Here is a 24,628-nt window from a genome sequence, read left to right on the forward strand (position 1 = left end):
GAATGCAAACGGCCCCCTGCACATGCAGAGGGCCGGTAAGCGCTTATGCGTTAATCAAGCCGCCGTGTGAAGGCGCTCGGACACGAGGCCAGAGCCGTGCAAACCCTTTGCCGATTTTGCGATTCCGAGAACCGCGAGATCGACGAGGGGCTCCAACAGAACAACCGTCATATAGGCCGCGCCGAAAGTCATGATTTCGGACATTGCCGCGAAGCCCTGCCCCCAAATCACCCAGAATGCGACCCAAGCTACAACCCCGCCCTGATAGGCAACCGAGAGCTTCAGCGCTTGCGCGTAGCTGAGATCCACATAGGCGGTATCTTTCGCGATTGCGCGCTGAGCGACCGCTTGCAGCGCGAACAGCGGAACCAGAAGTGTCGTCAAGTTCATGAAGAACTGTGGCAGATCAGTCGGGGCGAAGAAAAGCCCTTGCAGCAAAAGCCCCATCGCAAGACCAAGCGCCGAAGGCCCGATCCCGAGCATCAAGAACAAGGTAGATCCCAGAATCAAATGAACCTCCGAGACGCCCGCCGCGAAATGCGGAAGAATTTCGAAGAAGACGAATGTGCCAATCGTTGCGATCAAAGACCGCGCCGCGAAGGACAAAATGCCGCGAGATGACACGGTCTTCAGCGCTTCACGGCCAGCGTAAACGGCGGCCCCTGCGGCGGTCGCATAGGAAAGTGCGAGTTTGGCGCCATTTACGACGCCCGGTTCGATATGCATATCTTCACTCCTGGCCGTCATCCCCGACGGCGGATTGGTTGCGGGCAAACGCCCCTTGATATGACGGCAGGTCTCCTGACTCGCAGATTAACGCCTCCCCTTCCTTCCCAGCTTTCGCCAGTGGCTTATCGGGGCGACTCTCAGCTCACAGTTGCGGGGGCAGTCGCGGATTTGGCGCCTGATGGCTACACCTCACCGCGTTCCCTTTTCATCCACCAGCGCTCGCACGCTTTGCAGAACCGTCACATCACATGTCTCACGCCCAACCAAACCGGTCAAGCGTCACGCACGACATTGGCGTGGTCGTTCACGTCATCAGGGGGCCATAGATGATTAGAGAGGGCGCGCGCTCCGGCGCGGGCGTCTCCGAGAGATACTTAGCCAAGCTCGCGACGGTAAAATGGCGGATCGATTCGGCATCGGTGGAGACCCCTTCCGCGATCAGGGCGGGCGTCTCGGGCGCGAGACCATGCGCCATCAATTTCGTGGCCAAATCAGGGAACGTCCGACGCGCCATATACACCACAGTCGTCGCACCCCCATCCGTCAGAGCTGCCCAATTGAGCGACTCCGGTAACGCGCCTGTCAAATCGTGGCCGGTGACATATTGTACACGCCGCGAGGTTGACCGACGCGTCAAAGGAATACCCGCAGCGGCCGTCGTCGCGGTAGCGGCCGTCACGCCCGGGATGATCTCGAACGCAATTCCCGCTTCACGCAGCGCAATAATTTCTTCTTCCAACCGTCCGTAAATTCCACAATCGCCGGACTTCAAGCGAACGACCTTGGCCGCTTTTTTCGCATGTTCAACGAGTAGCTCACTCACGTATTCTTGCTTGGGCGACGGCCGACCTGCGCGTTTTCCCACCGCAATCAACTCTGCCCCCTCGCGCACCAAAGCCAAAATCGGGCCGGACGACAAATCATCGTAAAGCACGACATCCGCCGCCTGAAGCCGATTGAGAGCCTTCACCGTAAGCAATTCAGGATCGCCGGGGCCGGAGGAAACGAAAGAAACAAAGCCAGCCATCAGGCCTCCGCGACAAAGTGGAAGAAGCTCCCCGTGACGCGGCCCCCGCCTTCGAAGCTGCGCCATGAACCGGTTTCCGGAACGGCATTGCCCGAGGCATCGCGGACCGACGCGAGAGGCGCATCGGGTTGATCGATAATCGTAGAATAATGGAACTCGTGCCCGCGCGCGAGACTTCCCGCCCCTAAAGACGGAATCGGCGCGTTTAACGTGGCAATCCGGTATCCAAGGTGCATTTTGCGCTTTTCATAGGATGTCACCAAACCGAGCAAACCAACCATCTCGTGGCGCGCACCATCTTTATCGATCAGCCCCGCCCCTAACGCCATATACCCACCGCATTCCCCGTGCACAGGTCGCGTCTGCGCGAACTCGCGCAGCCCGCTGCGGAAAGCCCCTGCCGCAGCAATCTCACCCGCGTGAAGCTCAGGATAGCCGCCAGGCAGCCAACAGACATCGGCCGCTTGATCCGGCGCCTCGTTTTTCAACGGCGCAAAGGGCAAAATCTCCGCCCCAGCCGCGCGCCAGCCGTGTAAAAGATGTGGATAGACGAACGAGAACGCGACATCTTGCGCAAGCGCAATCCTCTGTCCGGGCGGCGTGATGCGCGCGGTTGCATCAGTGTCATCCGCCATTTGACAGGGCAAGGCTACCGCTCGGATCGCATCAACATCCAGATGCTTCATGACAAACGCACCCGCTTCATCGAGGATAGCGCTGATCGATGCCGTTTCTTGGGCTTGCACCAAACCCAAATGGCGTTCAGGCAAGCGCACGTCATTGTTGCGCGGCAAGCATCCCAGACACGCCAACCCAGCCTGCGCCAACCCTTCACGGACCATCATCTCATGTCTTGGGGAGGCAACACGGTTCGCCACTACGCCCGCGATCACAACGTCGGGCCGCATCTTGGCGAACCCAAGTGCAACCGCGCCAGCAGATTGCGCTTGGCCACTCACATCAAGAACCAAAACGACAGGCCAACCCGTCAGCGCCGCGAGATCGGCAGTCGCCCCCTGCCCGCTCGCGCCGCGCGTGGCAACACCGTCAAAGAGGCCCATCGAACCCTCCGCGATCACCAGATCCGCGCCCTTTGCACTTGCGATCAGGCCGGAGATTTGGGCCTCGGGCATCGCCCAGCAATCAAGATTAAAACTGGGGAGACCCGATGCAACCTCATGAAACGCAGGATCGATATAATCTGGCCCGTTCTTAAACCCCTGAACCTTGACCCCCTGCTTTTTCAGAGCGGCGATCAGGCCAAGAGTAAGCGTCGTCTTTCCGGTGCCCGAAGCAGGGGCAGAAATGATCAAACCACGTGTCATAAGTTAGAGCGTCTCCGGCTCGGGGAAGCGCGGTTCGGTGCCAACGGGGCGATACCGCCGATCGTAATCTCCGGCATAAAGCCTGCTTTCCGCAAAGTCCTCGGCGCCGATTGAATGTCCCACGAGAATAAGCGCCGTGCGCGCCATCTCTGCGCTGATCGAGGACTCCAACGACCCCAACGTTGCACGTACGATCCGCTCGTCCGGCCATGTCGCGCGCCAAACCACCGCAACGGGACAATCTGCGCCGTAGTGCGGCGTAAGATCCGCGATGACTTTTTCGAGGACATGAACCGAAAGGTGGATCGCAAGGACCGCGCCCGTACGCGCGAAGTTCACCAAGCTTTCGCTTTCCGGCATCGCGGACGCGCGGCCAGATGTGCGAGTCAGCACAACCGATTGCGCGACGCCTGGCAAGGTCAATTCCGCGCCCAGCGCGGCGGCAGCGGCGGCGAAACTCGGAACGCCTGGCGTGACATCATATGCGATATTCAGGGCCCGCAGGCGCCGAAGTTGCTCGCCCATCGCGGACCACACCGACAAATCGCCTGAATGCAGGCGAGCAACATCTTGCCCCGCCTCGGTCGCGGCAACGATTTCCGCGATGATCTCATCAAGGCTCATCGGTGCGGTATTCACTATCCTCGCGCCCTCTGGGCAATGCGAAAGTAAGGCCTCTGGCACGAGCGACCCTGCATAGAGGCAAACGGGCGACGCCGCGATCAAATCGCGCCCTCGCAGAGTGATCAAATCGGCCGCGCCCGGGCCGGCCCCAATAAAATGAACCGTCATGTGCGGTCTCCTTCTGCGATTGCGGCCGTCGCCATCCGGTCGGACGAAATCTCGCGCGGGCTCAAAAGTCGTGCATTGCCTCCCGCAACGGTTAAGGCAACGGCTTCGGACAGGCTGCCGACACCAAACTTGCTGAGGATACGCTCTGATTGCGTGCTTGTCGCGACGCCGCGCATATCGGAAAGATCGACGGGGACGACGCGCAACCCAAAATGCTTTGCCGCGGCCAATACAGACGTTGTTCCAGCACGGTCCGCCGATGTCGCTAGCGTATCCAGAGGACCTGGCGCCGCGACCAATGCTCGCTCGATCGCTTCAATAAGCGAGCTTTTCCCGGCTGACGCTCGACATCCAACTCCAACGACTCTGCTCATCTGATATAACTCCATTGCACAACGGGGCGCGCGGCGGTCCATCCCCGCATCCGACCCAAAGGCTCCGTTTCTGAGACGTCAATTTTCATCAAACGCCCACCCCGTGCCGCCTGCTCCGCAATCAGCACGGCCTCAGTTTCCAACGTGACCGCGTTGACGACAAGCCTCGACCCGCTTTTCAGCCGTGGAACCACCGCGCCGATTAACGCAGCCGATGCACCGCCCCCGATAAAGACCGCATCGGGATCAGGTAAATCTGCGCAGAGCGCAATACTATCGCCCAGACGCACCGAAAGCCGCGCCTCGACGCCGAAGCGTCTCGCATTCTCAGTGATATTCGTAACGCGCGAGGCCTTTTGCTCAACCGCGATCGAGCGCCCGCCATTCAGACACCATTCCACTGAAATAGAGCCTGAACCCGCCCCAAGGTCCCACAATAAATCGTCGTTCCGTGGTGCGAGTGTCGAGAGAGTCATCGCGCGAATTACACGCTTGGTTATCTGCCCGTCTGACGCGAAGCGCTCGTCCGACAAGCCGAAGCCACGCGGTAAGCCTTGCGCGCCTGCGACCTCTATCGCACAGGCGACGAGCTTATCTGTATCGCAGCGAGGCACTGCATCCGCGCGAGCTGAGGTAATCTTTTGCTCCGCCCCCCCCATCCGTTCGACGATATGCAGCAAAAACTCGCCAAACCCGCGCTGCGTGAGCCAATCCGCAAGTTCGCTTGCGCTGCGTGCGTCGCGCAGGGTTGCGATGATACGCGTGCCGCGATGAAGATGCGGCAGCAATATCTCGAACGGGGCCGCGTGCAACGCCGTGCAAACCGTAGTTTGGATCGGCCAGCCCAAATGCGCGGCGATGAGCGAGAAGATAGATGGCGCGCTCAGCGTTTGAAATTCTTGCGGATCAAGGTGACCAGCAAGCGTGCTCCCCGCGCCAAACCAGAAGGGGTCGCCCGAGACCAACGCCACGACATTTCGTCCGCGTTGCGCCATGATAGGCTCGATCGAGAACGGTATTGGCCACGCCATTCCCCGTTGCCCAGCATCAATCAGCGCAAGATGCCGTGCGCCGCCAAATATGATTTCGGCACGCTCAAGCGCAGCAAGGCTTGCCTTCGACAGTCCCGCCAGTCCATCTTCCGTCAAGCCAACAATCGTCAACCAAGGGTCAGACATGCGCATTCTCCTTCTTGGCGGCACAACAGAAGCAAGTGCGTTGGCGCGGAGCTTGGCGACGGCGCGATTGGATTGCGTGTTCTCCTATGCGGGCCGCACGAAAACGCCCGCAAACCAGCCCTTGCCGATGAGAATTGGCGGTTTCGGCGGCGTAGACGGGCTCGCGACATATTTGCGAGATACCAAGATCACCCATGTCATCGACGCGACCCATCCCTTCGCGCACCAAATGAGTGCCAACGCGATTTCCGCATGTACGCAGATGGATATCCCGCTGCTGAGCTTCGAACGGCCAGAATGGAGCGCCGGTCCGCAGGACGATTGGACCTGCGTCAGGGATATTGAGGCGGCCGTCGACAGTCTTCCCGAAGGAGCGCGTGTCTTTTTGGCGATCGGGAAGCAAAACCTCGCCCCCTTTGCGCGGAAAAAGAACCACTACCTGCTTCGATTGGTGGATCAGCCAACCGAGCTTCCTCTGCCCGACTGCGCCACGATCATCGCCCGCGGACCGTTCTATTTGGACGACGATCTCGCGCTGCTTCGAACGCACGAGATCACGCATGTCGTCGCCAAAAATTCGGGGGGTGCGGGGGCCGAGGCGAAGCTCCTTGCCGCGCGCGCTTTGCACCTGCCTGTTATTTTGATCACGCGCCCGCAATTGCCGGATCGGCAACAAGTGGGGACCGTCAAAGAGGCGCTCGCGTGGCTCCATCAGGCCCGTCTCGGCGTATAAATATGCGGCCCAACCCGCCGCGTCGCGGAATTTCCAACGATGACAACGGTGCGCATATCCGCCATTTCGGGCGTTGCCTCAGAAAGCGGGACACATATGATATTTTCGTCCGACGTCGAAACAGCGCGGGCAAAGATGATCAAGCGCGCAGGCTCGCATTCGTCTCGCAGAATCTCCAGAACGCGCTCAAATTGGTGTGGCCGTGATTTGGACCTTGGATTGTAAAAGGCCATCGCAAAATCGGCCTGCGCTGCAAGACGGATGCGTTTCTCAACGAGAGCGAAAGGCTTGAGGTTGTCGCTCAGATTAATCGCCGCGAAATCGTGGCCCAATGGCGCGCCCGCCCGCGCTGCCGCCGCCAGCATGGCGGTGATTCCGGGCAAAACCGAAACGGGAAGCGTTTGCCAGTCGGCCCGGTCTTCCATCGCTTCGAACACCGCCGAAGCCATAGCGAAAACCCCCGGATCGCCGGATGAAACGACCGCGACACGACGACCTTCCGCCGCCATTTCCAGCGCATGTGCCGCGCGATCAATCTCAACGCGGTTGTCGGTTGCATGCAATCGCAACCCCTCGCGCGGCGCGATGCGCGCGACGTAGGGAATATAGCCAACGATATCGGTCGCAGTCGCGATGACATCGCGCACATCCGGCGTCACGAATCCTTCATTTCCCGGCCCCAAACCGACGATTTTGACCCAACCGCTCATTGCGCAATCTCCGGTCGGCGACCATGGCCATGAACGAGGACGATGGCAAAATACGGACAATCCGCCTCATCGGCCTCGGCCAACCGCACGATCCGCTCGTTTGGCATCGTACCGCGTTCGACCAGCCACGCATCATTCAGCCGACCAACGGCGGCCAATGCGCGGCGAACTTTCGGCAGGTTCCGGCCCGTTTTCATAACCACAATGGCGTCCGACTGCTCCATCTGCGCGATGAGATCGTGTTCTGGCAGGGTGCCCATCAAAACAGTCATGACGTCGTCACCCCATGTGATCGGCGTCCCGGTCGCGTTCCAACATCCCGTCATGCCTGTGATCCCAGGAATGACTTCCATCTCCACCCGCCCCAGCAACCGCGTGTAAAGGTGCATGAATGAGCCGTAAAAGAATGGATCACCTTCGCACAGAACAACAACTTCGCCCTCCATCGCGACGAGGCGTTCCGCCCAATCATCATAAAATTCCGCAAGTAGGCGGATGTATTCGGGACTGTCGAAGGGGATTTCTGTAGTGACAGGATACTCCATCGGAAGCTCGGTCGCGCCCTCGCCCAACATACCCTCGACGATCTGACGTGCTTGCCCTTTGCGCCCCTTCTTGCGGAAATACGCAATCTGGGTCGCGGCGCGGATCACGCGGTCCGACCGCACCGCCATCAGATCCGGATTGCCAGGCCCAAGCCCCGTGCAGATAATCCGCGCCATGTTTTACTCCTTCCGGCTTGCCAAAGCATTGACAGCCGCAACAGTTATCGCGGACCCGCCCAGACGCCCGCGCACCACCATGCTGGGGACGGGCTGAACCTGCATCAAAGCGTCTTTACTCTCCGCCGCGCCGATGAAACCGACAGGGCAGCCGATAATCGCGGCAGGGCGCGGACAGGACGGATCTTCAAGCATATTAAGCAAGTGAAAGAGAGCCGTCGGCGCGTTCCCGATCGCAACAACAGCACCCCTGAGCTTATCGCGCCAGAGTTCCAGAGCAGCCGCAGAGCGTGTATTGCCCATCTCTTGCGCCAAACCCGCCACGCGGGGATCGCGCAGGGTGCAGATCACTTCATTCTCCCGCGGCAGACGCGTTCGCGTAATTCCTTCTGAAACCATATGGGCATCGCATAAAATCGGCGCGCCATCCTCCAAAGCTGCACGCGCCGCGATGGCCATGCCCGCGGAAAACTCAACATGCGCTTCCAGCCCGACCATCCCCGCCGCATGGATCATCCGGACGGCAACGATTTCTTCCTCCGGAGTGAACCGTGCGAGATCGGCTTCAGCGCGGATCGTCCTGAACGATTGTACATAGATTTCCGCGCCGTTTTTTTCATATGCCCAAGCCATCACGCCCCCCAGATATCTTTCCCCGCCATCAGCGCTGGCACGCTGAGCGAATGTTCCTCGGGCGTATCGGACGCCCGGCCGTTTTTCACAAGGTCAAAGCCGTTCTCGCGCCCGATCAAAACCCGCTGCGTCGATGCCGGATAGGCGCAGCCTTTCGCGCAACCGCTTACGTGCAGAAGCTTTCCCTCCGGAACGCTTGGAGCAAGCGCGCGCGCCAGATCACGAGTTGCCTGAAGTGCCTGCGGGCAGCCCGGCGCTCCCGTGCACGCGCGCACGCGGCGGATCGGATCCGCGGGGTTCGTCACGAGCCCGTCAATCGCGGGAGCGTCCGCCAGCCCCTCCATGAGAATGAGTTGCCAAGGCGTCAGACGAATGAAATCGCAGGATTTGGCAATGTGAGAGACGATATCTGCCGTCATCTGGCCAAACGCAAACCCAGCGAAATATCCCAGTTCGTGCGGCCCTGGGTTGGGTGGGGGCTGCCTGTCCCACGGGGCGATCATGTGATCAAACGCAGCAGGCAGGCCGATATCTCTGCGCTTTAGATGCGCCGCCATACGTCCACGCCCGTCAACAACACCGCCCGTCATCACGAACCAATAAGCCAAGCGCAACGCAGTTTCCGACGCCTTCACCAGCGGGACAACCATCGCAGAATTAGACCCGTCCGGCCTGATCAGAGCCATCTCACCATGGCGCTCAATACGGATATCCGCCGCCGAGCCATGCAAAACCGGAGCGCCCGCAAGATCGACTGCGAATCCGAACTTGCTCGGAAGCTGCAAGTCATCCGCGGCGGCAAGCAATGCCTCGAGTTGTTCCGCCACGCGCAAAGTCGCATCCTGCGGCCGCCAAAGCGGCGAGGTGATTATGTTGCGGCGTCGTTCCGTTTCGACATCCGCGTCCAGCAGACCAAGTGTATCAAGCTCCGCCAACACCACATCAAAACGCGCCTCACGCACCCCGCGCAGCTGCAAATTCGCGCGGTTTGAGAGATCGATCAGCCCGTTACCATGCTCGCGCGACAAAGCCGCAATGCCTGCAAGCTGATCCGCGGAAAGCCGCCCCAGATGCGGGCGCACACGTACAACCAACCCGTCACCGGACATCATCGGCTGCCGCGCGCCGGGGCACCAGCCTTGAATGATCGGCTCAGACATCATCACCCTCCAATGCGCTTGCGATCCAATTTCGGCGTGTTTCCCAAAGACCTGCCTGATAGACCGCATCAAACCGTGCCTGCAAGGCGGACAGCGCCGCAGGGTTGGCAGCCCGCATGAATTCCACAAGGTCATCGCGCCCCAGCGTCGCCTCGTAGTAAAGATCAAAGAGATGCGCAGGAACTTCGCGGGTCAAATGCGCAAACGCCGCGAGATGATCAAGCGTCGCCGTAATTTCCGCAGCGCCACGGAACCCGTGCCGCATCATCCCGTCCGCCCACGCGGGATTGGCCGCGCGCCCGCGCACAACTCGCGCGATTTCTTCTGTCAAAGCGCGGGCGCGCGGGGCGTCCGGATTCGTCGTATCTAGGTGATACAGGCTCGATTTATTGCCCCCAAGGCTTTGAACAGCCGCCGCGAAGCCGCCCTCATGCGCCGCATAATCCGACGCGAGCAAAAGATCACTCTCTGCCAAATCTTGGACATGGACGAACCCGTCAGACTTGAGAACGCGCGCCTCCAAAGCAGCGCGATCCCGATAGGCGGCTCCGTTCGCGTCGATTGCCCACTCCGACGCTTTCAACCATGCCTCACCGGCAGCATCACGCCCCTCATCAGAATAGGTTTCCATCGCCTCGCTCATCGCCATGCCGTACTGGCCCGGCTTGGGGCCGAACACGCGCGGAGAACGGGACAGATACGGATTATCGGAAGGGTCCTCGTCTCGGCGCGCAAGCGCAGCCGAGCCTGCCTCGAATATCTGACCAAGGCCCGCGAAAACGTCTCTAAACAGGCCCGAAGTGCGGATCGTAACGTCGATACGCGGTCGCCCGAGAACCGCAAGCGGAAGAATTTCGAAACCTGACACCCGCGCAGACCCGTCGTTCCATGTTGGCGCAAGCCCCGCCAGATGAAGCGCCATCGCGAATTCCTCGCCGGCGGTGCGCATCGTGGCCGACCCCCAAAGATCGATCACGAGGCCCTTCGGCCAATCCCCGTGATCTTGCAGGTGACGGCGCAACAGCTCCTCGGCCAGCTTAACACCCTGCGTATACGCAGCCCGTGACGGCACAGCGCGGGGGTCGACCGAAAAAAGGTTGCGACCGGTCGGACAAACGTCATCGCGGCCACGATAGGGAGATCCAGCAGGCCCCGCCGCCACGAACTTTCCCTCGATCGCGGCCATAAGCCCCTCAGCCTCACCCGCAGCATCACCGTAAATATGCAACCCGTCCCCAAACTGGGATTCCTTGATGTCGCATACGAACCGATCGATGCGCGTGATGGCATCTGCTGCCGAGGCCCCTTGCGGAATGCCCAGATCTTCTTCGAGGCCGCGGCCTTTTGCCTCCTCCAAAATCCGCGCAATCAACCGCTCACGACGTTTGGGATCGATACCGTCCGCGGTAGAGTATTCGTCGAGCAACTGCTCCAGATGTTCGAAGCCTTCAGGCAAAGACCCTTCGCGCATTGGCGGAGGCATGTGCCCCAATGTCACCGCCCCGATTCGGCGCTTCGCCTGCGCCGCCTCGCCTGGGTCATTCACGATGAACGGATAGATGACAGGCGCAGACGTCAACACCTCCGGCCAGCAGGAATCCGAAAGCGCAACAGCCTTACCCGGGAGCCATTCGAGGGTGCCATGTGCGCCCATGTGAATAATGGCATCGACGCCCAGCGCCTTAAGCCAAAGGTAGAAGGCAACGTAGGAGTGGCGCGGCGTCCGCGCGAGATCATGATAATCATCATCCCGCGTAAGAACGTCACCGCGCTCTGGTTGCAAAGCAAGGATAACATTTCCCGACTGAATGGCAGAAAACTTGAAAGCGCCATCTTCTAGAAGCGGGTCATCGCTAGGCGCACCCCAAGCCTGCGAAAGGCTCAAAAAAGGCTCTAAGTCGGCCGAAAACTGCGCCCTATACTGATCAAGGGGCCACTTAATCTTGGCATCCATTAGTCGTTTGCCCAGATCGTCTACAGGCGCCGTTTTAATGCCGCCAACTCGCAACCGCGTTAAAAGTGCCTGCGCAGATGCCAAAGCATCCAGACCTACCGCATGAGCCAACTGATCCGCCCGACCGGGATATATCGACAGGATGATCGCCAGTTTTTTGTCCTTCGCGGGGGTTTGCGATAGCTTTATCCACCCCTCAATACGGTCCAATGCGGCGGCGATCCGGCCCGCATCCGCGCGGTGAACAAATCGGGAGTACTCCAGATCGGCGTCCCGCTTTGTCGGCGCCTTGAACGAGATCACACCAGCGAAGATCCGCCCGTCGACCTCTGGCAAAACAACATGCATTGCGAGATCCGCAGGCGACAGACCGCGATCAGCCACAAGCCATTCTTTGCGCCGCGCGGTTGAAAGAGCCACTTGGAACACGGGGCAACCTGCCGCATCCAATGGTGAACGCCCGTCGTCACCCTTCGCGGAAAACGCGGTCGCGTTAACAACGGCCAACGGCGCGATTTGCGAGAGTTCCTCTGATACCCATGCCGCCGAAGGACCCTTTAGCGAAGGCGCAAACAGGCCAGCCGCGCGGTACCCTCGCTTGCGAAAATCACGAATAAGCGCATCGATAGGCTCTAAATCGGCCGAAACGAGATAGCTCCGGTAGAACGTCACAACCACATCTGCCGCATCCGGCCGCGAGGTTGCCCCCCTATCGGGATCGTACCAACCAGCTTGCGGCAGATCGACCGCCTCCGCGACATCTCCCACGGGCAGTTTCGCGGCTTTTGCGAGGGTCGCCAACGCGGCTTGCGCGGCCACGGCCCCGCCCGCATCACAAAGCGTTTTGAGCCGGGTCAGGGTCTCATTTGCAACAGTCGAGAGCGCGGTAAGACGCTCGTCTGCCCGCCCATCCGCCGGCAGAACGGCCAATGCAATGTTGTTTCGCCGCGCGAGATCCTGCAGCGAGGCCAGGCCGTAAGGCCAGTAGCTCTCGCCGCCGATCACGCGCACCAAAATCGCCTTCGCCTCGGCCAAGGTTTGTTCGCAATAAACATCCACCGAAAGCGGATGCTTTAACGCGACAAGGTTCGCCAAGCGCAAACTCGGCAAACCACCCTCCGCCCGATGCCACCCCGCCGCGAAAGCCCCCAAGTCACTATCGGAAAACGAAAGCACAACCATATCCGCGGGCGTCTGCCCCAGATCCGTTGGCGTCTCGCTTTCTTCGAGGCCGTGACTTTCGCGAAAAACGACGTGCATCAGCCGAGCAATACCGTACGGATCGCGGCCTCATCCATGTCGTGATGCTCTGCGATCACTACGAGAGCCGACATCCGTTCCGTCCCCCAGGGACGGTCATACTGATGACGGACACGCTCACCGACCGCTTGCACCAATAAGCGCATTGGCTTGCCGGCAACCGCCACGTGACCCTTCACGCGCAAAACATGATTTTCCCGCGCGAGGCGGACGATCCGCGCCGCGAGATCCTCTGGATCAGAAATTTCGCCCATTTCAATGACAACCGATTCAAAATCGTCATGTTCGTGGTCATCCGCCCCGTCATGATGCGACGGCCGCGCATCCAGATCATCTTCCGCTGCGGCGTTCAGACCCAAAATCACACGCGGGTCAATGACCCCATCCGTCATTGACAGAACAGGAAGCTTACGCGGCGCCTCCGCGTCAATCACCGCACGCGCGGCAGCAAGACCGCTTTCGCCTGCGAGATCCGCCTTCGACAACAATACGATGTCAGCACAAGCGATCTGATCTTCGAAAACTTCCGACAGCGGCGTCTCGTGATCAATGCTGTCGTCGGCGGCGCGCTGCGCATCCACGGCCTTAACATCCGGGGCAAAGCGGCCCGCCGCGACTGCCTCCGCATCCGCCAATGCGATGACGCCGTCGACCGTGATTTTGGACCGGATCGCAGGCCAATCGAAGGCCTTAAGCAGCGGCTTTGGCAAAGCAAGACCCGAAGTTTCAATCAAGATGTGATCAGGGCGCTGTGGCATCGCCATCAGCGCCTCGATCGTCGGGATGAAATCATCCGCCACGGTGCAGCAAATACAACCGTTCGCGAGTTCGACGATATTTTCCGCCGGACAATTTTCGTCAGCGCAGCTTTTAAGGATATCGCCATCGACGCCGACGGTGCCAAATTCATTGACCAGAACCGCGAGGCGTTTGCCCTGTGGATTGGCCATGAGATGCCGGATCAGAGTTGTTTTCCCCGAGCCAAGGAAGCCGGTGATGATCGTGACGGGAATTTTAGCGAGATCGGACATGAGTTACTCCTGAGCCGGAACAAGGGGCGGAATTCGCGCAACAGATTGTTTGCGAAAAATAACGGGGCGGTCGCGCCACGGCACGATCCCATCGGCGGAGGCCGCGTATTTTGCAGCGCCCTCCAGAATCTCGGCGGCATGAAGATCCGGATCCATACGTCCGTAGACGTAGGTCCATTTCCCGGCCTCGGTCAGCGCAACTGCGCAGCCATTCGAACACGCGGAGAGACACTCCACAGGCACAACTTGCACAGCATCAGGCACATTTTGCGCGACGATTGCGGCCAAAAGCTTCGCCCCGTCGCGGTCTGCGTCGGGGTCAGCGCCCTCGCGCTTACATGTGGTGCATACGTAAAGCGTCGTCATCGGCCTCTCCAATATCGGGGGAGAATAGGGCATAGCCAGCCAAAACCGCGCGCGGTCTCTGCCGGTTGCGAAACACCCCGTTCGCCCGTTCAGTCGATGCTGGCAGGTCTCCCGGCTTGCGGATCTGGGTTTCCCCTCAACCCCTCTGCCTTCCCGGTTTCCCAGTGGCGTTGACGGGTCTCTCCGGTCACGGTCGCGGGGGCGGCTGCGCTTCGGTTGCGACCGATGAGCGGTCGTAAACCTGTCGCATTCCCTCTTCACCTGTCCTAGAACAGGAACCAACATGCGGCCCAACTGAGGCACCGCAGCCCCTATTGTCAAGGATGGATCAACAGATGACCGATGAGAACAACGTTGACGCCCGTCACGCGATGAAAATGGCAAAGAAGAAGGCCGCGCGTGATAAGATCATGGCTGCGAAGGAGGGTGAGAAAGGGCTGATCCTCGTGCATACCGGCGCGGGGAAAGGCAAATCTTCCTCGGGATTCGGGATGATCTTGCGGTGTATCGCGCATGAGATGCCTTGCGCCGTGGTACAATTCATCAAGGGCGCGTGGGATACCGGCGAGCGCCGCCTGATTGAGGCGAACTTCTCTGATCTGTGCCAATTCCATGCGATGGGCGAAGGTTTTACGTGGGAAACCCAGGATCGGGCCCGCGACATCGCCGCCGCGGAGAAAGGATGGGCGAAGGCCAAAGAACTCATCCTCGATCCCGAAATCCGTTTTGTTTTGCTTGATGAAATCAATATCGCGTTGCGCTACGACTATCTCAATATCGAGGAGGTGGTCCGGTTCCTGCGGGAGGAAAAGCCTCCAATGACACATGTCTGCCTCACAGGGCGGAATGCTAAGGAGGAGCTGATCGAGATCGCAGATCTTGTGACCGAGATGACGTTGATCAAACACCCGTTCCGGTCGGGTATCAAAGCGCAGATCGGCGTGGAGTTCTGACGCGATGACACGCGCGGTTATGATCCAGGGCGCAGGCTCTAACGTTGGGAAATCGTTGCTGGTTGCGGGTTTGTGCCGCGCCGCGGTGCTGCGGGGATTGTCAGTTTCGCCGTTCAAGCCGCAAAATATGTCAAACAACGCAGCCGTGACAGTGGACGGCGGTGAAATCGGGCGCGCGCAGGCTTTGCAAGCGCTCGCCTCACAACGCGATGCGATTGTGGATATGAATCCGATCCTGCTAAAGCCCGAGTCCGAGACCGGCTCGCAGGTCATTGTGCAAGGAAAGCGTCTCACAACCGTTCGGGCAAGAGACTATTCCGCCCTAAAACCATCCCTTATGGCACCGGTCTTGGAAAGTTTTAACCGGCTGAAAGCGCAATGCGATCTTGTTATTGTAGAGGGCGCCGGCAGCCCTGCTGAGGTTAATCTGCGCGCCAACGATATTGCGAATATGGGATTTGCGCGGATGGCGGATGTGCCCGTTATTCTGACGGGAGACATCGATCGCGGCGGCGTCATTGCGCAGATCGTTGGAACCCAAGCCGTGCTGGACCCGGAAGACAACGCGATGATCGCAGGCTTTTTGATCAACAAGTTTCGCGGAGACCCAACGCTGTTTGATGATGGCTACCGGCTCATCGAGCACCGAACCAACTGGCGCGGGATGGGTGTTGTTCCGTTCTTCACCGATGCAGGTAACCTGCCGGCGGAGGATGCGCTCGATCTTCGCCGGAATTCCGGCAACGGGCCAATTCATATCTGCGCTTTGACCCTCTCGCGGATCGCAAATTTCGACGACCTTGATCCGCTCGCGGCCGAGCCGTCCGTGCGGCTGACGATGGTGCGGGCAGGCGAAGCGATTCCGCCTTGCGATCTCATCATCATTCCGGGATCGAAATCGACGCGGGGTGATCTCGCCTATCTACGTGCGCAAGGCTGGGATATCGATATTCACGCCCATATTCGGCGTGGCGGGCATGTGTTGGGGATTTGCGGCGGCTACCAGATGCTGGGGCAGCGCATTGCCGATCCAGAGGGTATCGAAGGCACCGCGGGAGAAACCGAGGGGCTCGGCTTTCTCCAAACCCAAACTCTCATGACCCCCAACAAGCGCCTCACACGCGTCACTGCGACGCATGCTTCCACCGGCTTAAACATCGACGGCTACGAGATTCATATTGGCACAACGACGGGCGTTGATTGCGCACGTCCCTTCGCCCTGATCGACGGGCAGCCAGAGGGCGCGCAATCGGCGGATGGCCGGATCACGGGATCCTACCTTCACGGGATGTTCGCGGATGACACCTTCCGCTCCGCGTTCTTGTCGAAGCTGGGTGCGCCCAACTCTGGCCTGCGCCACTCTGAACTCATTGATGAAACGCTCAACGCGCTCGCGCAGCATTTGGAACGGCATTGCGATGTCGACGCAATTCTTTCGGTTGCGCGCTAGCGATCATCCCAGAGAGTTGGCGCGTTTTCTTGCCATCCGGCGCGGTGCAAAAGCGGTGTGTCATCCTTAAATTCGGGGTGCCCGATGCAAAGATAGGCGGAGAATTCCCAATCTGCATGAACATCAAAGATTTGCTCCATGCGTTCCGGATCGACAATGGACACCATGCCCATTCCAAGATTTTCCGCCCTTGCAGCCAGCCAAAGCGTGTGGATTGCCATCGCCGTAGATTGCCGCAGGGTTTCAGCCATCGTCGCACGGCCGAGGCGGTGCCCTGCTTCGGGCTCCATATCCGTGAAGATCGCAAATTGCTCAGGTGCCGCATCGAGCCCTGCGAGCTTCAGTCCCGCATAGGTTTCTGCTCGCTCGCCGGAATACGTCTCTAAAGCAGCAGAATTGCACCGCTCGAATTCCGCCCGCACCGCCCCGCGCAAAGCTTTATCGCGCACGCGGACGACGCGCCACGGGCGCGCATTCCCGACGGACGGCGCGGCCGCCATCACCGCGATCAGCATCCGAAGGGTCTCTTCCTCAACCGGATCCGTCCGGAAATGACGGACATCACGCCGCCAGCGCAATATCTCGCGCAATACCAATGCTTGCTCAGATGAGAATTCCATTAGCCCTCCATTGCCGCCCTGAGACGGCCCCATTCCACGTCCCCGCTCGGCAAGCCGAGTCGGATCAATTCGTCTGACCAAGGGAAAATCCGGCTCCAAATGCTAGCCCGCGCAAGTTTGTCCTGCGCGGCCTGCGCATTTTCGCAAGAATAGAGCCGAAATAGCTCGCAACCACCGATCATCGTCCATCCCGCTTGGCGGGCGATCGCGTCGATCACGCCGCATTCCTCACGAAGCCGCGCAATCGTTACCTTCGCCCAATCCCTGTCGCCCAATGCGGTTCGACCGATCTCAAGCGCCGGTCCACACACCGGCCACGGCCCCGCCATGTCACGCAATGCTGCAACTTGATCAGGCGCCCCAATGATAAAGCCAAGTCGCAAACCGGCAAGCCCGTAAAACTTCCCGAACGATCGCAAGATCAGCAGGCCCGCCTCCCCCGCATATGGCGCGAGCGATAGGTCGGGCTGCGGATCCGCGAAACTTTCATCCACGATCAACGCGCCAACATTTGCCCGCAAGGCAAGTAAAGTCTCGGGCTGGAAAACCTCGCCTGAGGGGTTGTTCGGATTAACGATCACGCCCAGATCCGCGCCCTCGACATCACTCAGCGATGTAACCGTCCGGACATCCCAACCCGCCGCACTCAACGCTGCTGAGTGCTCGTTATAGGTTGGGCCGTAGATGTGCGCGCGCCCGCGCGGCAACACGTGAGGCAACATCTGGATCGCCGCTTGCGCCCCGGCGACCGGTAAGATGTCAGCCTGCTCGGCGACAGCGTAAGTCGCGCGCGCTTGCTCGCAAAGACGCACCACTTGCGTGCGTTGCGGCAAACTGGCCCACGCCTCATGCGAAATAGACGGCAAGGGGTATGGCGCGCGATTGATACCTGTCGACAAATCGATCCAATCGCTACCGCCGTAGCGCAAGCGAGCTGCGTCTAAATTGCCACCGTGATCACGCATCATACCTCCACTAGGCAAGCGACTAGAACCGTCATGAGGCCCATCGCCCGAAGATACAACCTCAACCCACGTGCGATATCATCGGCACGGGGATCTTGACCTCCGCCATTTACCCACCGCTCTTGCGAGAGCTGACCATCGTAGACCCGCGGACCGGAAAGCCGGATGTTGAGCGCGCCCGCCATGGCAGCCTCTGGCCATCCCGCGTTCGGCGACCGATGATGCCGCGCATCCCTAAACATCGCGCGCATAGACCTCAGCGGCGAAGGCGATACGACGGCGAACAGCATCCCCGTGATCCGTGCAGGAACCAGATTCACAAGATCATCAATCCGCGCAGACGCCCAACCGAAGGCCTCATAGCGCTCGGAGCGATGCCCGATCATGGAATCGAGTGTGTTGATCGCTTTATAGGCAACAATTCCGGGCAATCCCGCGACCAAACCCCAGAAGACCGGCGCGACAATTCCGTCCGAAGTATTCTCGGCAAGGCTTTCAATTGCGGCGCGTGAGACCCCGGCATCGTCAAGCGCGGATGGATCGCGCCCCACAATCATTGAGACGGCAAAACGTGCCGCGGCGATGTCACCCGATTTTAAGGGCACTAGAACTGCGCGAACATGGTCATACATCGAACGTGTCGCGATGAAGGGCCACGCCACGACCCCCAATAAAAGATAGGATTGGGCAGAATTAGAGACGAAGTGAGCGATACCTACCTGCACCGCACTCGCGACAAGGGTGGCTAGCGTGACGACGATGAGCATCATCACCACACCTTTCGCGCGCCGCAAACCACCGTGATTCAAGCGACGTTCCAGCGCGGTAATGAGGGCGCCCAGCCAAGTCACCGGATGTCCGATCCGCACGTAGATCCTGCTCGGCCAGCTCAAAAGAGCGTCAAGACCGATCGCCACCAGCATGATCCAAGCTGTTGTCATGCCCCCCCCCGAAACCGAACCACAGATTTATAGCCCGCGTCCCGCAAGATGCTCTTCGCATTTGGCGGGGTTTGACCCTTCGGAAACATATATCCACGCGCGGACCCTGTGTGCGCGATCATCCATCCACGAGCGCCCAGTCGCTTTGCGAGCGCCTCGCTCTGATCGTGACGCGGGCCACGCAGAGCAATCGTTCGCCGCGCCGATTCCGTTGCCAGCTCGGCGACCTGATCCAGACGACCAGTCGTCCAGCTCTTGATGAGGTCTTCGACATCGGGGAATCTCGCATCCCGTGCGTCGGTAGCAACGGGCGCCCCTATAAAGCCGCCGATGACATCAAACGGCTCTATTTCAGGCAAGTTTGACACTGTTTTGCCAAGCCGAGACGCCCAAACGCGGCGCCCAGCATCGGGAAACATCAAGGGATCAGTCGCGCCCTCAGTGCGTAGGCAAGCCCGCGCGATGGAGACGCTGTCACTCACGCCGGCCAGCCGGGCGATCGCAACCAAAGCGGCCGTTGACGCCCCCGCACCACCTCCCGCTGGCATATCGGCCCGCAAAACAATGCGCCCCGTCATCCGGATTCCGAGATCTTGAAGGAGAGCCCGCGCGCGCGCAGGCGAGATGATGCGCTGCCCGCTCCCATGAATCGAGAGGCCGGCCTGCGGCAAGAGGCGTGCCGTCACGGCAAGCGCCGCGCAGGGCAACGACACAAGAACCACGGGACCTGACGCTCCTAGGCGCCCCTGCACCAATTCTCCGAAATGCCCCTCGACACGGATCACGCTGTCCAATTGACACCTGCGATCGAATAGGCCGCTTGAGGAAGCAAAATCAGCCGCGTTAGAGACAGATTTGCGACTTGGAACGAAAGCGCGGCGGGCTGCCCCACCGCCAATGAGAGCGCGGCGCGGATCGTTCCCGCGTGAACAACGAGCGCTATTTTCCGGTGTTGATCGTGATGACCGAGGCCGGAAATAACGGGGCACGCTCTCGCGCAAAGATCGGCGAAACTCTCACCCTGCGGTGGGCGATGCAACGCCAACTCCGCGCCAGACATCACGCCGATATCGGGTAACTCGGTATAAGGCACCCCTTCCCAATCTCCGAAATTCTGCTCGCGCAACTCTGGCTCGATGGACCAGTCATCGAATAGGGCGGCCGCAGTTTGGCGGCATCGCTGCATCGGGCTGGCAATCACATGATCAACATCTCCGATTGCGGCGCGCAGCTGCGCAAGCTTCGCCCCCTCAAGCGTGGCCGCGACGTCGCGCGCGCCTGCCAAACACCCCCCGTCCACAGAGGGAGCATGACGGATCATTACAATCTCTGTCGTCTCGCGGCGCTGCATCGTCGTATTCCCCCTTTCGATGTCTCTCCGTTTCTGCTTTGTCACGATGCCATGAGCAAGACGATTATGATCACCGGAGGCGCCCGTTCGGGCAAAAGCGCGCTCGCAGAAGCGCGCACCCTGTCGTTGCGGACGGGCGCGCAAGCGCATTACATCGCCACGGCGCAAGCTTTTGACACCGAGATGGAAGCGCGCATCGCCACCCACCGCGCAAGGCGCGGGCCGGAATGGATCAACCACGCAGAACCCCTCGATATCGTCTCGGTGATCCGCGCCACTGATACCGCGCCTCGGCTCGTCGATTGTTTGACGCTTTGGCTCACCAATTTGATGCTTGGCGAGCATGACTGGAACGCCGCGACCGAAAGTTTACTCACGGTGCTGGCCGAGCAAACCCATCCTGTGATTTTTGTGACGAATGAGTTAGGCAGCGGAATCGTGCCCGAGAATGCCCTCGCACGCGCGTTTCGGGATGCGGCAGGCGCGCTCAATCAAAGAATCGCAGCCCAAGCGGATGAGGTCACGCTCGCCGTTTGCGGTTTACCTGTGAAAGTTAAGTAGATGCCCCTGATTTTGAAATGTTTTGCCGATATTGCCGCATTGCCGCTCGCACAATTCGATGAGGAGGCCGCGGCCAGCGCAAAACAGCGCCAAGACAGCTTAACCAAACCGCAAGGATCACTTGGTCGATTGGAGGATCTGTCGATCTTCATGGCCGGATGGAGACGCACGCCACGGCCGCAGATCACCTCTGCCCAGGCCCTGATATTCGCGGGCAATCACGGCATCTGCGCGCAGGGTGTGAACCCCTATCCGCAGGCCGTGACCGCGCAAATGGTTGCAAATTTCAACGCAGGCGGTGCGTCGATCAACCAACTCTGCCGCGTGAACGGCGCCGATCTTTCGGTGATCCCATTGGATCTTGAGACGCCGACGCAAGATTTCACCCAAGGCCCCGCGATGACCGAGGCCGAGACAATCGAAGCAATGAATATTGGCGCGGCTTCGGTGCGCTCGAATGCGGATGTGGTATTGCTCGGTGAAATGGGCATTGGAAACTCGACGGTCGCCGCAGCCCTCGCCGCCGCGCTCTTTGGGGGACAACCCGTAGATTGGGTCGGGCCGGGGACGGGAGCCGATTCGCAAGGCATCGCGCGCAAGATCGATGCGATTGCGCGGGGCCTCTCGCGACATGCGGGACAAGACCCTCTCGAAACTCTTGCTCGGTTCGGCGGGCGCGAACAGGCGGCGATCTGTGGCGCGATCCTCGCTGCGCGAATGGCACATATTCCGGTGATTTTGGATGGCTTCATCTGCACCGCTGCGGCTGCGGTGCTTTACGCCGCCCATCCAACGCTTTTGGATCACTGCCTCGTCGGCCACTGCTCCGCCGAACCGGGGCATCGCCGTTTGCTCGACGCTATCGGCCAAAAAGCAGTGCTGGAATTTGACATGCGACTCGGCGAGGGGTCCGGAGCGGCATTGGCTCTCGGAATCTTGCGTTCCGCTTTGGAATGCCACAACGGCATGGCCACCTTTGGCGAGGCCGGGGTATCGGAGGCATGATTGCCCGCGCGCAAGTGCAAATGGCATTCATGGCCCTGACGCGATTGCCCGTCGGCGAGATAAGGGGACAGGTCCCGACACTTGTGCAATCGGCATGGGCATTTCCACTGATCGGGGCGCTCATCGGGGGGTTAGGCGCGCTACCGATGGCGCTTGCGCCCGCCTTTAACCTATCCCCCGTCGTGAGCGCGGGGCTTTCACTGCTCGTCATGATTTGGGTAACTGGCGCCTTACACGAAGACGGGTTGGCCGATTTCGCCGACAGCGCGGGATCGGCCAATCGGGCCCGCAAACTGGAGATCATGCGCGATAGCCGTATCGGCTCTTACGGCGTCATTGCTCTGGTGCTGGGGATTGGCCTGCGCTGGGGCGCTATGATCGACCTGCCAGCTCTTGCATTGGTGTTGCCGCCGGTCATCTCGCGCACACTTGTTGTTTTCGCAATCCACCATATGCCCCCCGCCCGCGATGATGGGCTGGGGCGGCTTGCTCTTGGCGGCGTGGCGCGCAATCATCGGCTTGCCGTGTCCTTCTTCGTGATAACTTTCGCAATGGCCTTCGGACCAGCGGGCTTGATTGCGCTGTGCATGGCCGCGTTCACGGCGCTGGCGGTTGCCGGGTTTGCTATGCGCATGCTCGGGGGACAAACCGGCGATGTCTTCGGCGCGCTGATACTCGCGTCCGAAATCGTGGCGCTCATCGCGCTATCATCACTGCTCTGAGCCTGACAGGCGAAACGTGTGCGCCGTATGAGGCGCGGGAGAGTTGAATGTTTTATCTCGGGATTGATGGTGGCGGAACAGGTTGCCGCGCGAGATTGGTTGATCGCGATGGAAACGTGCTGGGCGAAGGGGCATCCGGCCCTGCCAATATAGCGACGGACCGCAATCAAGCGCTGCACAACATTCTTACCGCCGCAAGGCAGGCCACTGATGGCAAAGCAGTATTAGCTGATATCAACGCAGGTCTCGGGCTTGCGGGGGCGAGTCTTCAAGATCCGCGCGATTGGCTGGCCGCACACCTTCCTTTCAAATCCGCGCGCATCGTGCAGGATGTCGAGACATCGCTCATCGGTGCTTTGGGCCGTACGGATGGAATCCTCGCGGCTATTGGCACTGGGTCGGTGTTTGCATCGCGATATGCGCAACAGACCCGCGTCATCGGAGGTTGGGGATTACGACTGGGCGACGAGGGCTCGGGCGCTTGGATGGGCCGCGAGCTGTGCCGAGCGGCCTTGCGCGCCTATGAAGGCGCGGCGCCCGATACCCCACTCCTGATCGGCCTGCGTGAAAAAATGGGCGGTGCGCAAGGGATCGTCGCCTTCGGCGCAACCGCAACGCCTGCGGATTTTGCCAGCCTCGCACGCGACCTGCTGCCCGCAAAAGAAGCTGGCGATCCGGCAGCCCTCATCATTTTCAAAGCTGCTCTAGGCGAAATCACGACAGCAATAGTGCATCTTCAACCCGTTCAGAAAAACCTACCGGTTGTACTTTTGGGTGGTTTAGGCTCTGTTTTCTCTGCCTCTCTCTCGACAGACTGGAACGTCATCCCCGCGAAAGGAACATCTCTCGACGGGGCCGTCGCCCTTGCCATGGAGGCCGCAAAATGAGCACAATTCTCCTGCCCGACCGCATGTTGATCGGCGATAGCCTGAGCACGGACCACGCCGTCGCATTGGATGGCGGGAGAATTGCGGCGCTGATTCCGAAACGTGAGATTGGTGATCGGCCGGTCGAGCGCCTCAGCGGCACATTATGCCCCGGCTTCGTGGACCTCCAAGTCAATGGCGGCGGCGGGCACATGATCAGTGGCACAAGCACGCCAGAAACGCTGTCCCAAATCGGCGCCGCACACGCGCGATTGGGGGCCACGACGATCCTGCCCACCTTGATCACCGACACGCCGGACGCAACGCGAGCGTTGATCCGCGCGGCCTGTCGCACTCCGGGTCTCGAAGGCCTGCATCTCGAAGGCCCCCACCTCGATCCGCGCCGAGCGGGCGCACATGATCCCGCGTTGATACGCCCCATGTCGGACGAGGATCTTGAGCGATACATCGACGCGAAGCGGGCGCTCAAGACACTTAAAATCACGGTGGCGCCGGCCTCGGCAACGGTTGATCAGGTCTCTCGCTTGACGCAATCGGGCGTCTTGATCGCGCTTGGACACGCAGATTGTCGCTATGACGTCGCGCGCGCCTATCACGAGGCCGGTGCGTCTATCGCCACCCACCTCTTTAACGCAATGTCGCAAATGGGGTCACGCGAGCCTGGACTTGTCGGCGCCGCCTTGGACCTTCCGATCTACGCGGGGCTGATCGCGGACGGCATTCACGTTCACCCCGCGAGTGCGCGCATGGCCCTAGCAACCTCGGATCGGATCTTCCTCGTGACGGATGCGATGGCCGTTTCAGGGGCTGCGGTCGATCATTTCTGGCTCCAAGGCCGCCGGATTTTGCGACGCAATGACAGGCTGACTCTGGAAGACGGCACTTTGGCGGGTGCGGATCTGACGATGGCGCAGGCAGTTCGAAATCTGATCACATGGGGCACTTGCCCCGTTCGGGCGCTCAACATGGCGACACGGTTGCCAGCTGAGCTAATATCCCGAGCAGATCTGGGCCGGATCGCCTCCGGCTTGCCAGCGAATTTTGCCTTGCTAGACGCCGATTGGGCCCTCTCATCCGTCTGGAAGAACGGGTTGCGCCTTTGACTAAGGGCCGCAAAAGCTAAAAAAGAGTGGTTTTTTGATATTTCCCATGGAACCTCCCCCCGTCCTGCCCTTAAGT

Annotated in this window: 26 protein-coding genes and 2 riboswitches; of the genes, 8 read left to right on the plus strand and 18 right to left on the minus strand. The window is 60.1% G+C overall.

Annotation, left to right across the window (positions count from 1 at the left end; genetic code table 11):
• Nucleotides 1-54 precede the first annotated feature (54 nt).
• The 6 genes from SJY32_RS12595 to cbiE all read right to left on the minus strand — a co-directional run bounded on the left by SJY32_RS12595 (nt 55) and on the right by cbiE (nt 5,425).
• The gene (locus SJY32_RS12595; RefSeq protein ID WP_376875817.1) at nt 55-726 is read right to left on the minus strand and encodes an energy-coupling factor ABC transporter permease; all 672 of its coding nucleotides are present in this window, start codon (nt 724-726) and stop codon (nt 55-57) included.
• A 47-nt stretch (nt 727-773) separates the two neighbouring features.
• A riboswitch (cobalamin riboswitch) is annotated at nt 774-985 on the minus strand.
• 48 nt (nt 986-1,033) lie between these two features.
• The gene (gene cobA, locus SJY32_RS12600; protein WP_376875820.1) at nt 1,034-1,756 is read right to left on the minus strand and encodes a uroporphyrinogen-III C-methyltransferase; all 723 of its coding nucleotides are present in this window, start codon (nt 1,754-1,756) and stop codon (nt 1,034-1,036) included.
• Nucleotides 1,756-3,081: a cobyrinate a,c-diamide synthase gene (locus SJY32_RS12605; protein ID WP_376875823.1), complete on the minus strand. Its 1,326-nt coding sequence runs from the start codon at nt 3,079-3,081 to the stop codon at nt 1,756-1,758. The genes cobA and SJY32_RS12605 overlap by 1 nt, the downstream gene beginning before the upstream one ends.
• A 3-nt stretch (nt 3,082-3,084) precedes the next feature.
• Nucleotides 3,085-3,873: a precorrin-4 C(11)-methyltransferase gene (gene cobM, locus SJY32_RS12610; RefSeq protein ID WP_376875826.1), complete on the minus strand. Its 789-nt coding sequence runs from the start codon at nt 3,871-3,873 to the stop codon at nt 3,085-3,087.
• The gene (locus tag SJY32_RS12615) at nt 3,870-4,247 is read right to left on the minus strand and encodes a cobalamin biosynthesis protein (protein WP_376875829.1); all 378 of its coding nucleotides are present in this window, start codon (nt 4,245-4,247) and stop codon (nt 3,870-3,872) included. Before SJY32_RS12615 ends, cobM begins: the two co-directional genes overlap by 4 nt.
• Nucleotides 4,244-5,425, minus strand: a complete 1,182-nt coding sequence (gene cbiE / locus SJY32_RS12620; RefSeq protein ID WP_376875832.1) for a precorrin-6y C5,15-methyltransferase (decarboxylating) subunit CbiE — start codon at nt 5,423-5,425, stop codon at nt 4,244-4,246. Before cbiE ends, SJY32_RS12615 begins: the two co-directional genes overlap by 4 nt.
• Here cbiE and SJY32_RS12625 point away from each other — a divergent pair.
• A complete protein-coding gene (locus tag SJY32_RS12625; RefSeq protein WP_376875835.1) occupies nt 5,424-6,158 on the plus strand; it encodes a cobalt-precorrin-6A reductase in 735 nt (244 codons plus the stop codon). The genes cbiE and SJY32_RS12625 overlap by 2 nt on opposite strands.
• Here SJY32_RS12625 and cobJ read toward each other — a convergent pair.
• The 7 genes from cobJ to SJY32_RS12660 are packed head-to-tail and all read right to left on the minus strand — an operon-like array spanning nt 6,137 to nt 13,994.
• A complete protein-coding gene (cobJ, locus tag SJY32_RS12630; RefSeq protein ID WP_376875838.1) occupies nt 6,137-6,868 on the minus strand; it encodes a precorrin-3B C(17)-methyltransferase in 732 nt (243 codons plus the stop codon). The two genes, SJY32_RS12625 and cobJ, sit on opposite strands and share 22 nt — an antisense overlap.
• Nucleotides 6,865-7,590, minus strand: a complete 726-nt coding sequence (locus SJY32_RS12635; RefSeq protein ID WP_376875841.1) for a precorrin-2 C(20)-methyltransferase — start codon at nt 7,588-7,590, stop codon at nt 6,865-6,867. Before SJY32_RS12635 ends, cobJ begins: the two co-directional genes overlap by 4 nt.
• A gap of 3 nt (nt 7,591-7,593) precedes the next feature.
• Nucleotides 7,594-8,223 carry a precorrin-8X methylmutase gene (locus tag SJY32_RS12640; RefSeq protein ID WP_376875844.1) on the minus strand — a complete coding sequence of 210 codons (630 nt, stop codon included), beginning with the start codon at nt 8,221-8,223 and terminating at the stop codon, nt 7,594-7,596.
• On the minus strand, nt 8,223-9,383 hold the full coding sequence (gene cobG, locus SJY32_RS12645; RefSeq protein WP_376875847.1) for a precorrin-3B synthase: 1,161 nt from the start codon (nt 9,381-9,383) through the stop codon (nt 8,223-8,225). The genes SJY32_RS12640 and cobG overlap by 1 nt, the downstream gene beginning before the upstream one ends.
• Nucleotides 9,376-12,597: a cobaltochelatase subunit CobN gene (gene cobN / locus SJY32_RS12650; RefSeq protein ID WP_376875850.1), complete on the minus strand. Its 3,222-nt coding sequence runs from the start codon at nt 12,595-12,597 to the stop codon at nt 9,376-9,378. Before cobN ends, cobG begins: the two co-directional genes overlap by 8 nt.
• A complete protein-coding gene (cobW, locus tag SJY32_RS12655; RefSeq protein WP_376875853.1) occupies nt 12,597-13,628 on the minus strand; it encodes a cobalamin biosynthesis protein CobW in 1,032 nt (343 codons plus the stop codon). Before cobW ends, cobN begins: the two co-directional genes overlap by 1 nt.
• A 3-nt stretch (nt 13,629-13,631) precedes the next feature.
• Complete coding sequence (locus SJY32_RS12660) at nt 13,632-13,994, minus strand: DUF1636 family protein (RefSeq protein ID WP_376875856.1); 363 nt, start codon at nt 13,992-13,994, stop codon at nt 13,632-13,634.
• 83 nt (nt 13,995-14,077) lie between these two features.
• Nucleotides 14,078-14,292, minus strand: a riboswitch (cobalamin riboswitch).
• 37 nt (nt 14,293-14,329) lie between these two features.
• Here SJY32_RS12660 and cobO point away from each other — a divergent pair.
• Both cobO and SJY32_RS12670 read left to right on the plus strand, forming a co-directional pair.
• A complete protein-coding gene (cobO, locus tag SJY32_RS12665; protein ID WP_376875859.1) occupies nt 14,330-14,947 on the plus strand; it encodes a cob(I)yrinic acid a,c-diamide adenosyltransferase in 618 nt (205 codons plus the stop codon).
• A gap of 4 nt (nt 14,948-14,951) precedes the next feature.
• Nucleotides 14,952-16,397, plus strand: coding sequence for a cobyric acid synthase (locus SJY32_RS12670; protein WP_376875862.1), 1,446 nt, complete (start codon nt 14,952-14,954; stop codon nt 16,395-16,397).
• Here SJY32_RS12670 and bluB read toward each other — a convergent pair.
• The 5 genes from bluB to SJY32_RS12695 are packed head-to-tail and all read right to left on the minus strand — an operon-like array spanning nt 16,394 to nt 20,244.
• Nucleotides 16,394-17,017, minus strand: a complete 624-nt coding sequence (bluB, locus tag SJY32_RS12675; RefSeq protein ID WP_376875865.1) for a 5,6-dimethylbenzimidazole synthase — start codon at nt 17,015-17,017, stop codon at nt 16,394-16,396. The genes SJY32_RS12670 and bluB overlap by 4 nt on opposite strands.
• On the minus strand, nt 17,017-17,982 hold the full coding sequence (gene cobD, locus SJY32_RS12680; RefSeq protein WP_376875868.1) for a threonine-phosphate decarboxylase CobD: 966 nt from the start codon (nt 17,980-17,982) through the stop codon (nt 17,017-17,019). The genes bluB and cobD overlap by 1 nt, the downstream gene beginning before the upstream one ends.
• A complete protein-coding gene (gene cbiB / locus SJY32_RS12685) occupies nt 17,982-18,923 on the minus strand; it encodes an adenosylcobinamide-phosphate synthase CbiB (RefSeq protein ID WP_376875871.1) in 942 nt (313 codons plus the stop codon). The genes cobD and cbiB overlap by 1 nt, the downstream gene beginning before the upstream one ends.
• The gene (locus SJY32_RS12690) at nt 18,920-19,708 is read right to left on the minus strand and encodes a propanediol utilization protein (protein ID WP_376877726.1); all 789 of its coding nucleotides are present in this window, start codon (nt 19,706-19,708) and stop codon (nt 18,920-18,922) included. The genes cbiB and SJY32_RS12690 overlap by 4 nt, the downstream gene beginning before the upstream one ends.
• Nucleotides 19,705-20,244: a histidine phosphatase family protein gene (locus SJY32_RS12695; RefSeq protein WP_376875874.1), complete on the minus strand. Its 540-nt coding sequence runs from the start codon at nt 20,242-20,244 to the stop codon at nt 19,705-19,707. The genes SJY32_RS12690 and SJY32_RS12695 overlap by 4 nt, the downstream gene beginning before the upstream one ends.
• Here SJY32_RS12695 and cobU point away from each other — a divergent pair.
• From cobU to nagA, 5 genes are read left to right on the plus strand one after another with little or no spacing between them, the layout of a single operon-like run.
• On the plus strand, nt 20,233-20,835 hold the full coding sequence (gene cobU, locus SJY32_RS12700; RefSeq protein WP_376875877.1) for a bifunctional adenosylcobinamide kinase/adenosylcobinamide-phosphate guanylyltransferase: 603 nt from the start codon (nt 20,233-20,235) through the stop codon (nt 20,833-20,835). The two genes, SJY32_RS12695 and cobU, sit on opposite strands and share 12 nt — an antisense overlap.
• Nucleotides 20,836-21,840 (plus strand): nicotinate-nucleotide--dimethylbenzimidazole phosphoribosyltransferase, encoded by a 1,005-nt coding sequence (gene cobT / locus SJY32_RS12705; RefSeq protein WP_376875880.1) that lies wholly within the window; start codon nt 20,836-20,838, stop codon nt 21,838-21,840.
• Between the two features lie 20 nt (nt 21,841-21,860).
• Complete coding sequence (cobS, locus tag SJY32_RS12710) at nt 21,861-22,562, plus strand: adenosylcobinamide-GDP ribazoletransferase (RefSeq protein ID WP_376875883.1); 702 nt, start codon at nt 21,861-21,863, stop codon at nt 22,560-22,562.
• Nucleotides 22,563-22,609: 47 nt separating this feature from the next.
• Nucleotides 22,610-23,449 carry a BadF/BadG/BcrA/BcrD ATPase family protein gene (locus tag SJY32_RS12715; RefSeq protein WP_376875886.1) on the plus strand — a complete coding sequence of 280 codons (840 nt, stop codon included), beginning with the start codon at nt 22,610-22,612 and terminating at the stop codon, nt 23,447-23,449.
• Nucleotides 23,446-24,552, plus strand: a complete 1,107-nt coding sequence (nagA, locus tag SJY32_RS12720) for an N-acetylglucosamine-6-phosphate deacetylase (protein WP_376875889.1) — start codon at nt 23,446-23,448, stop codon at nt 24,550-24,552. Before SJY32_RS12715 ends, nagA begins: the two co-directional genes overlap by 4 nt.
• Nucleotides 24,553-24,628: the final 76 nt, after the last annotated feature.

Origin of the sequence: Albirhodobacter sp. R86504 (assembly GCF_042466415.1) — a bacterium.
Taxonomy (GTDB): domain Bacteria; phylum Pseudomonadota; class Alphaproteobacteria; order Rhodobacterales; family Rhodobacteraceae; genus Albirhodobacter.

Bases quoted from the DNA above. Each gene is read 5' to 3' on its own strand.
- SJY32_RS12715 (WP_376875886.1), top strand. From the start codon at position 22,610: ATGTTTTATCTCGGGATTGATGGTGGCGGAACAGGTTGCCGCGCGAGA.
- cobU (WP_376875877.1), top strand. From the start codon at position 20,233: ATGACGGATCATTACAATCTCTGTCGTCTCGCGGCGCTGCATCGTCGT.
- cobJ (WP_376875838.1), bottom strand. From the start codon at position 6,868: ATGAGCGGTTGGGTCAAAATCGTCGGTTTGGGGCCGGGAAATGAAGGA.
- cobT (WP_376875880.1), top strand. From the start codon at position 20,836: ATGCCCCTGATTTTGAAATGTTTTGCCGATATTGCCGCATTGCCGCTC.
- cbiE (WP_376875832.1), bottom strand. From the start codon at position 5,425: ATGTCTGACCCTTGGTTGACGATTGTTGGCTTGACGGAAGATGGACTG.
- SJY32_RS12605 (WP_376875823.1), bottom strand. From the start codon at position 3,081: ATGACACGTGGTTTGATCATTTCTGCCCCTGCTTCGGGCACCGGAAAG.
- SJY32_RS12670 (WP_376875862.1), top strand. From the start codon at position 14,952: ATGACACGCGCGGTTATGATCCAGGGCGCAGGCTCTAACGTTGGGAAA.
- cobW (WP_376875853.1), bottom strand. From the start codon at position 13,628: ATGTCCGATCTCGCTAAAATTCCCGTCACGATCATCACCGGCTTCCTT.
- cobN (WP_376875850.1), bottom strand. From the start codon at position 12,597: ATGCACGTCGTTTTTCGCGAAAGTCACGGCCTCGAAGAAAGCGAGACG.
- SJY32_RS12625 (WP_376875835.1), top strand. From the start codon at position 5,424: ATGCGCATTCTCCTTCTTGGCGGCACAACAGAAGCAAGTGCGTTGGCG.
- cobD (WP_376875868.1), bottom strand. From the start codon at position 17,982: ATGCGTGATCACGGTGGCAATTTAGACGCAGCTCGCTTGCGCTACGGC.
- SJY32_RS12660 (WP_376875856.1), bottom strand. From the start codon at position 13,994: ATGACGACGCTTTACGTATGCACCACATGTAAGCGCGAGGGCGCTGAC.
- cobM (WP_376875826.1), bottom strand. From the start codon at position 3,873: ATGACGGTTCATTTTATTGGGGCCGGCCCGGGCGCGGCCGATTTGATC.
- cobG (WP_376875847.1), bottom strand. From the start codon at position 9,383: ATGTCTGAGCCGATCATTCAAGGCTGGTGCCCCGGCGCGCGGCAGCCG.
- bluB (WP_376875865.1), bottom strand. From the start codon at position 17,017: ATGGAATTCTCATCTGAGCAAGCATTGGTATTGCGCGAGATATTGCGC.
- cobS (WP_376875883.1), top strand. From the start codon at position 21,861: ATGGCATTCATGGCCCTGACGCGATTGCCCGTCGGCGAGATAAGGGGA.
- cobA (WP_376875820.1), bottom strand. From the start codon at position 1,756: ATGGCTGGCTTTGTTTCTTTCGTTTCCTCCGGCCCCGGCGATCCTGAA.
- SJY32_RS12640 (WP_376875844.1), bottom strand. From the start codon at position 8,223: ATGGCTTGGGCATATGAAAAAAACGGCGCGGAAATCTATGTACAATCG.
- SJY32_RS12635 (WP_376875841.1), bottom strand. From the start codon at position 7,590: ATGGCGCGGATTATCTGCACGGGGCTTGGGCCTGGCAATCCGGATCTG.
- SJY32_RS12595 (WP_376875817.1), bottom strand. From the start codon at position 726: ATGCATATCGAACCGGGCGTCGTAAATGGCGCCAAACTCGCACTTTCC.
- cobO (WP_376875859.1), top strand. From the start codon at position 14,330: ATGACCGATGAGAACAACGTTGACGCCCGTCACGCGATGAAAATGGCA.
- SJY32_RS12615 (WP_376875829.1), bottom strand. From the start codon at position 4,247: ATGAGCAGAGTCGTTGGAGTTGGATGTCGAGCGTCAGCCGGGAAAAGC.
- nagA (WP_376875889.1), top strand. From the start codon at position 23,446: ATGAGCACAATTCTCCTGCCCGACCGCATGTTGATCGGCGATAGCCTG.
- cbiB (WP_376875871.1), bottom strand. From the start codon at position 18,923: ATGACAACAGCTTGGATCATGCTGGTGGCGATCGGTCTTGACGCTCTT.
- SJY32_RS12695 (WP_376875874.1), bottom strand. From the start codon at position 20,244: ATGATCCGTCATGCTCCCTCTGTGGACGGGGGGTGTTTGGCAGGCGCG.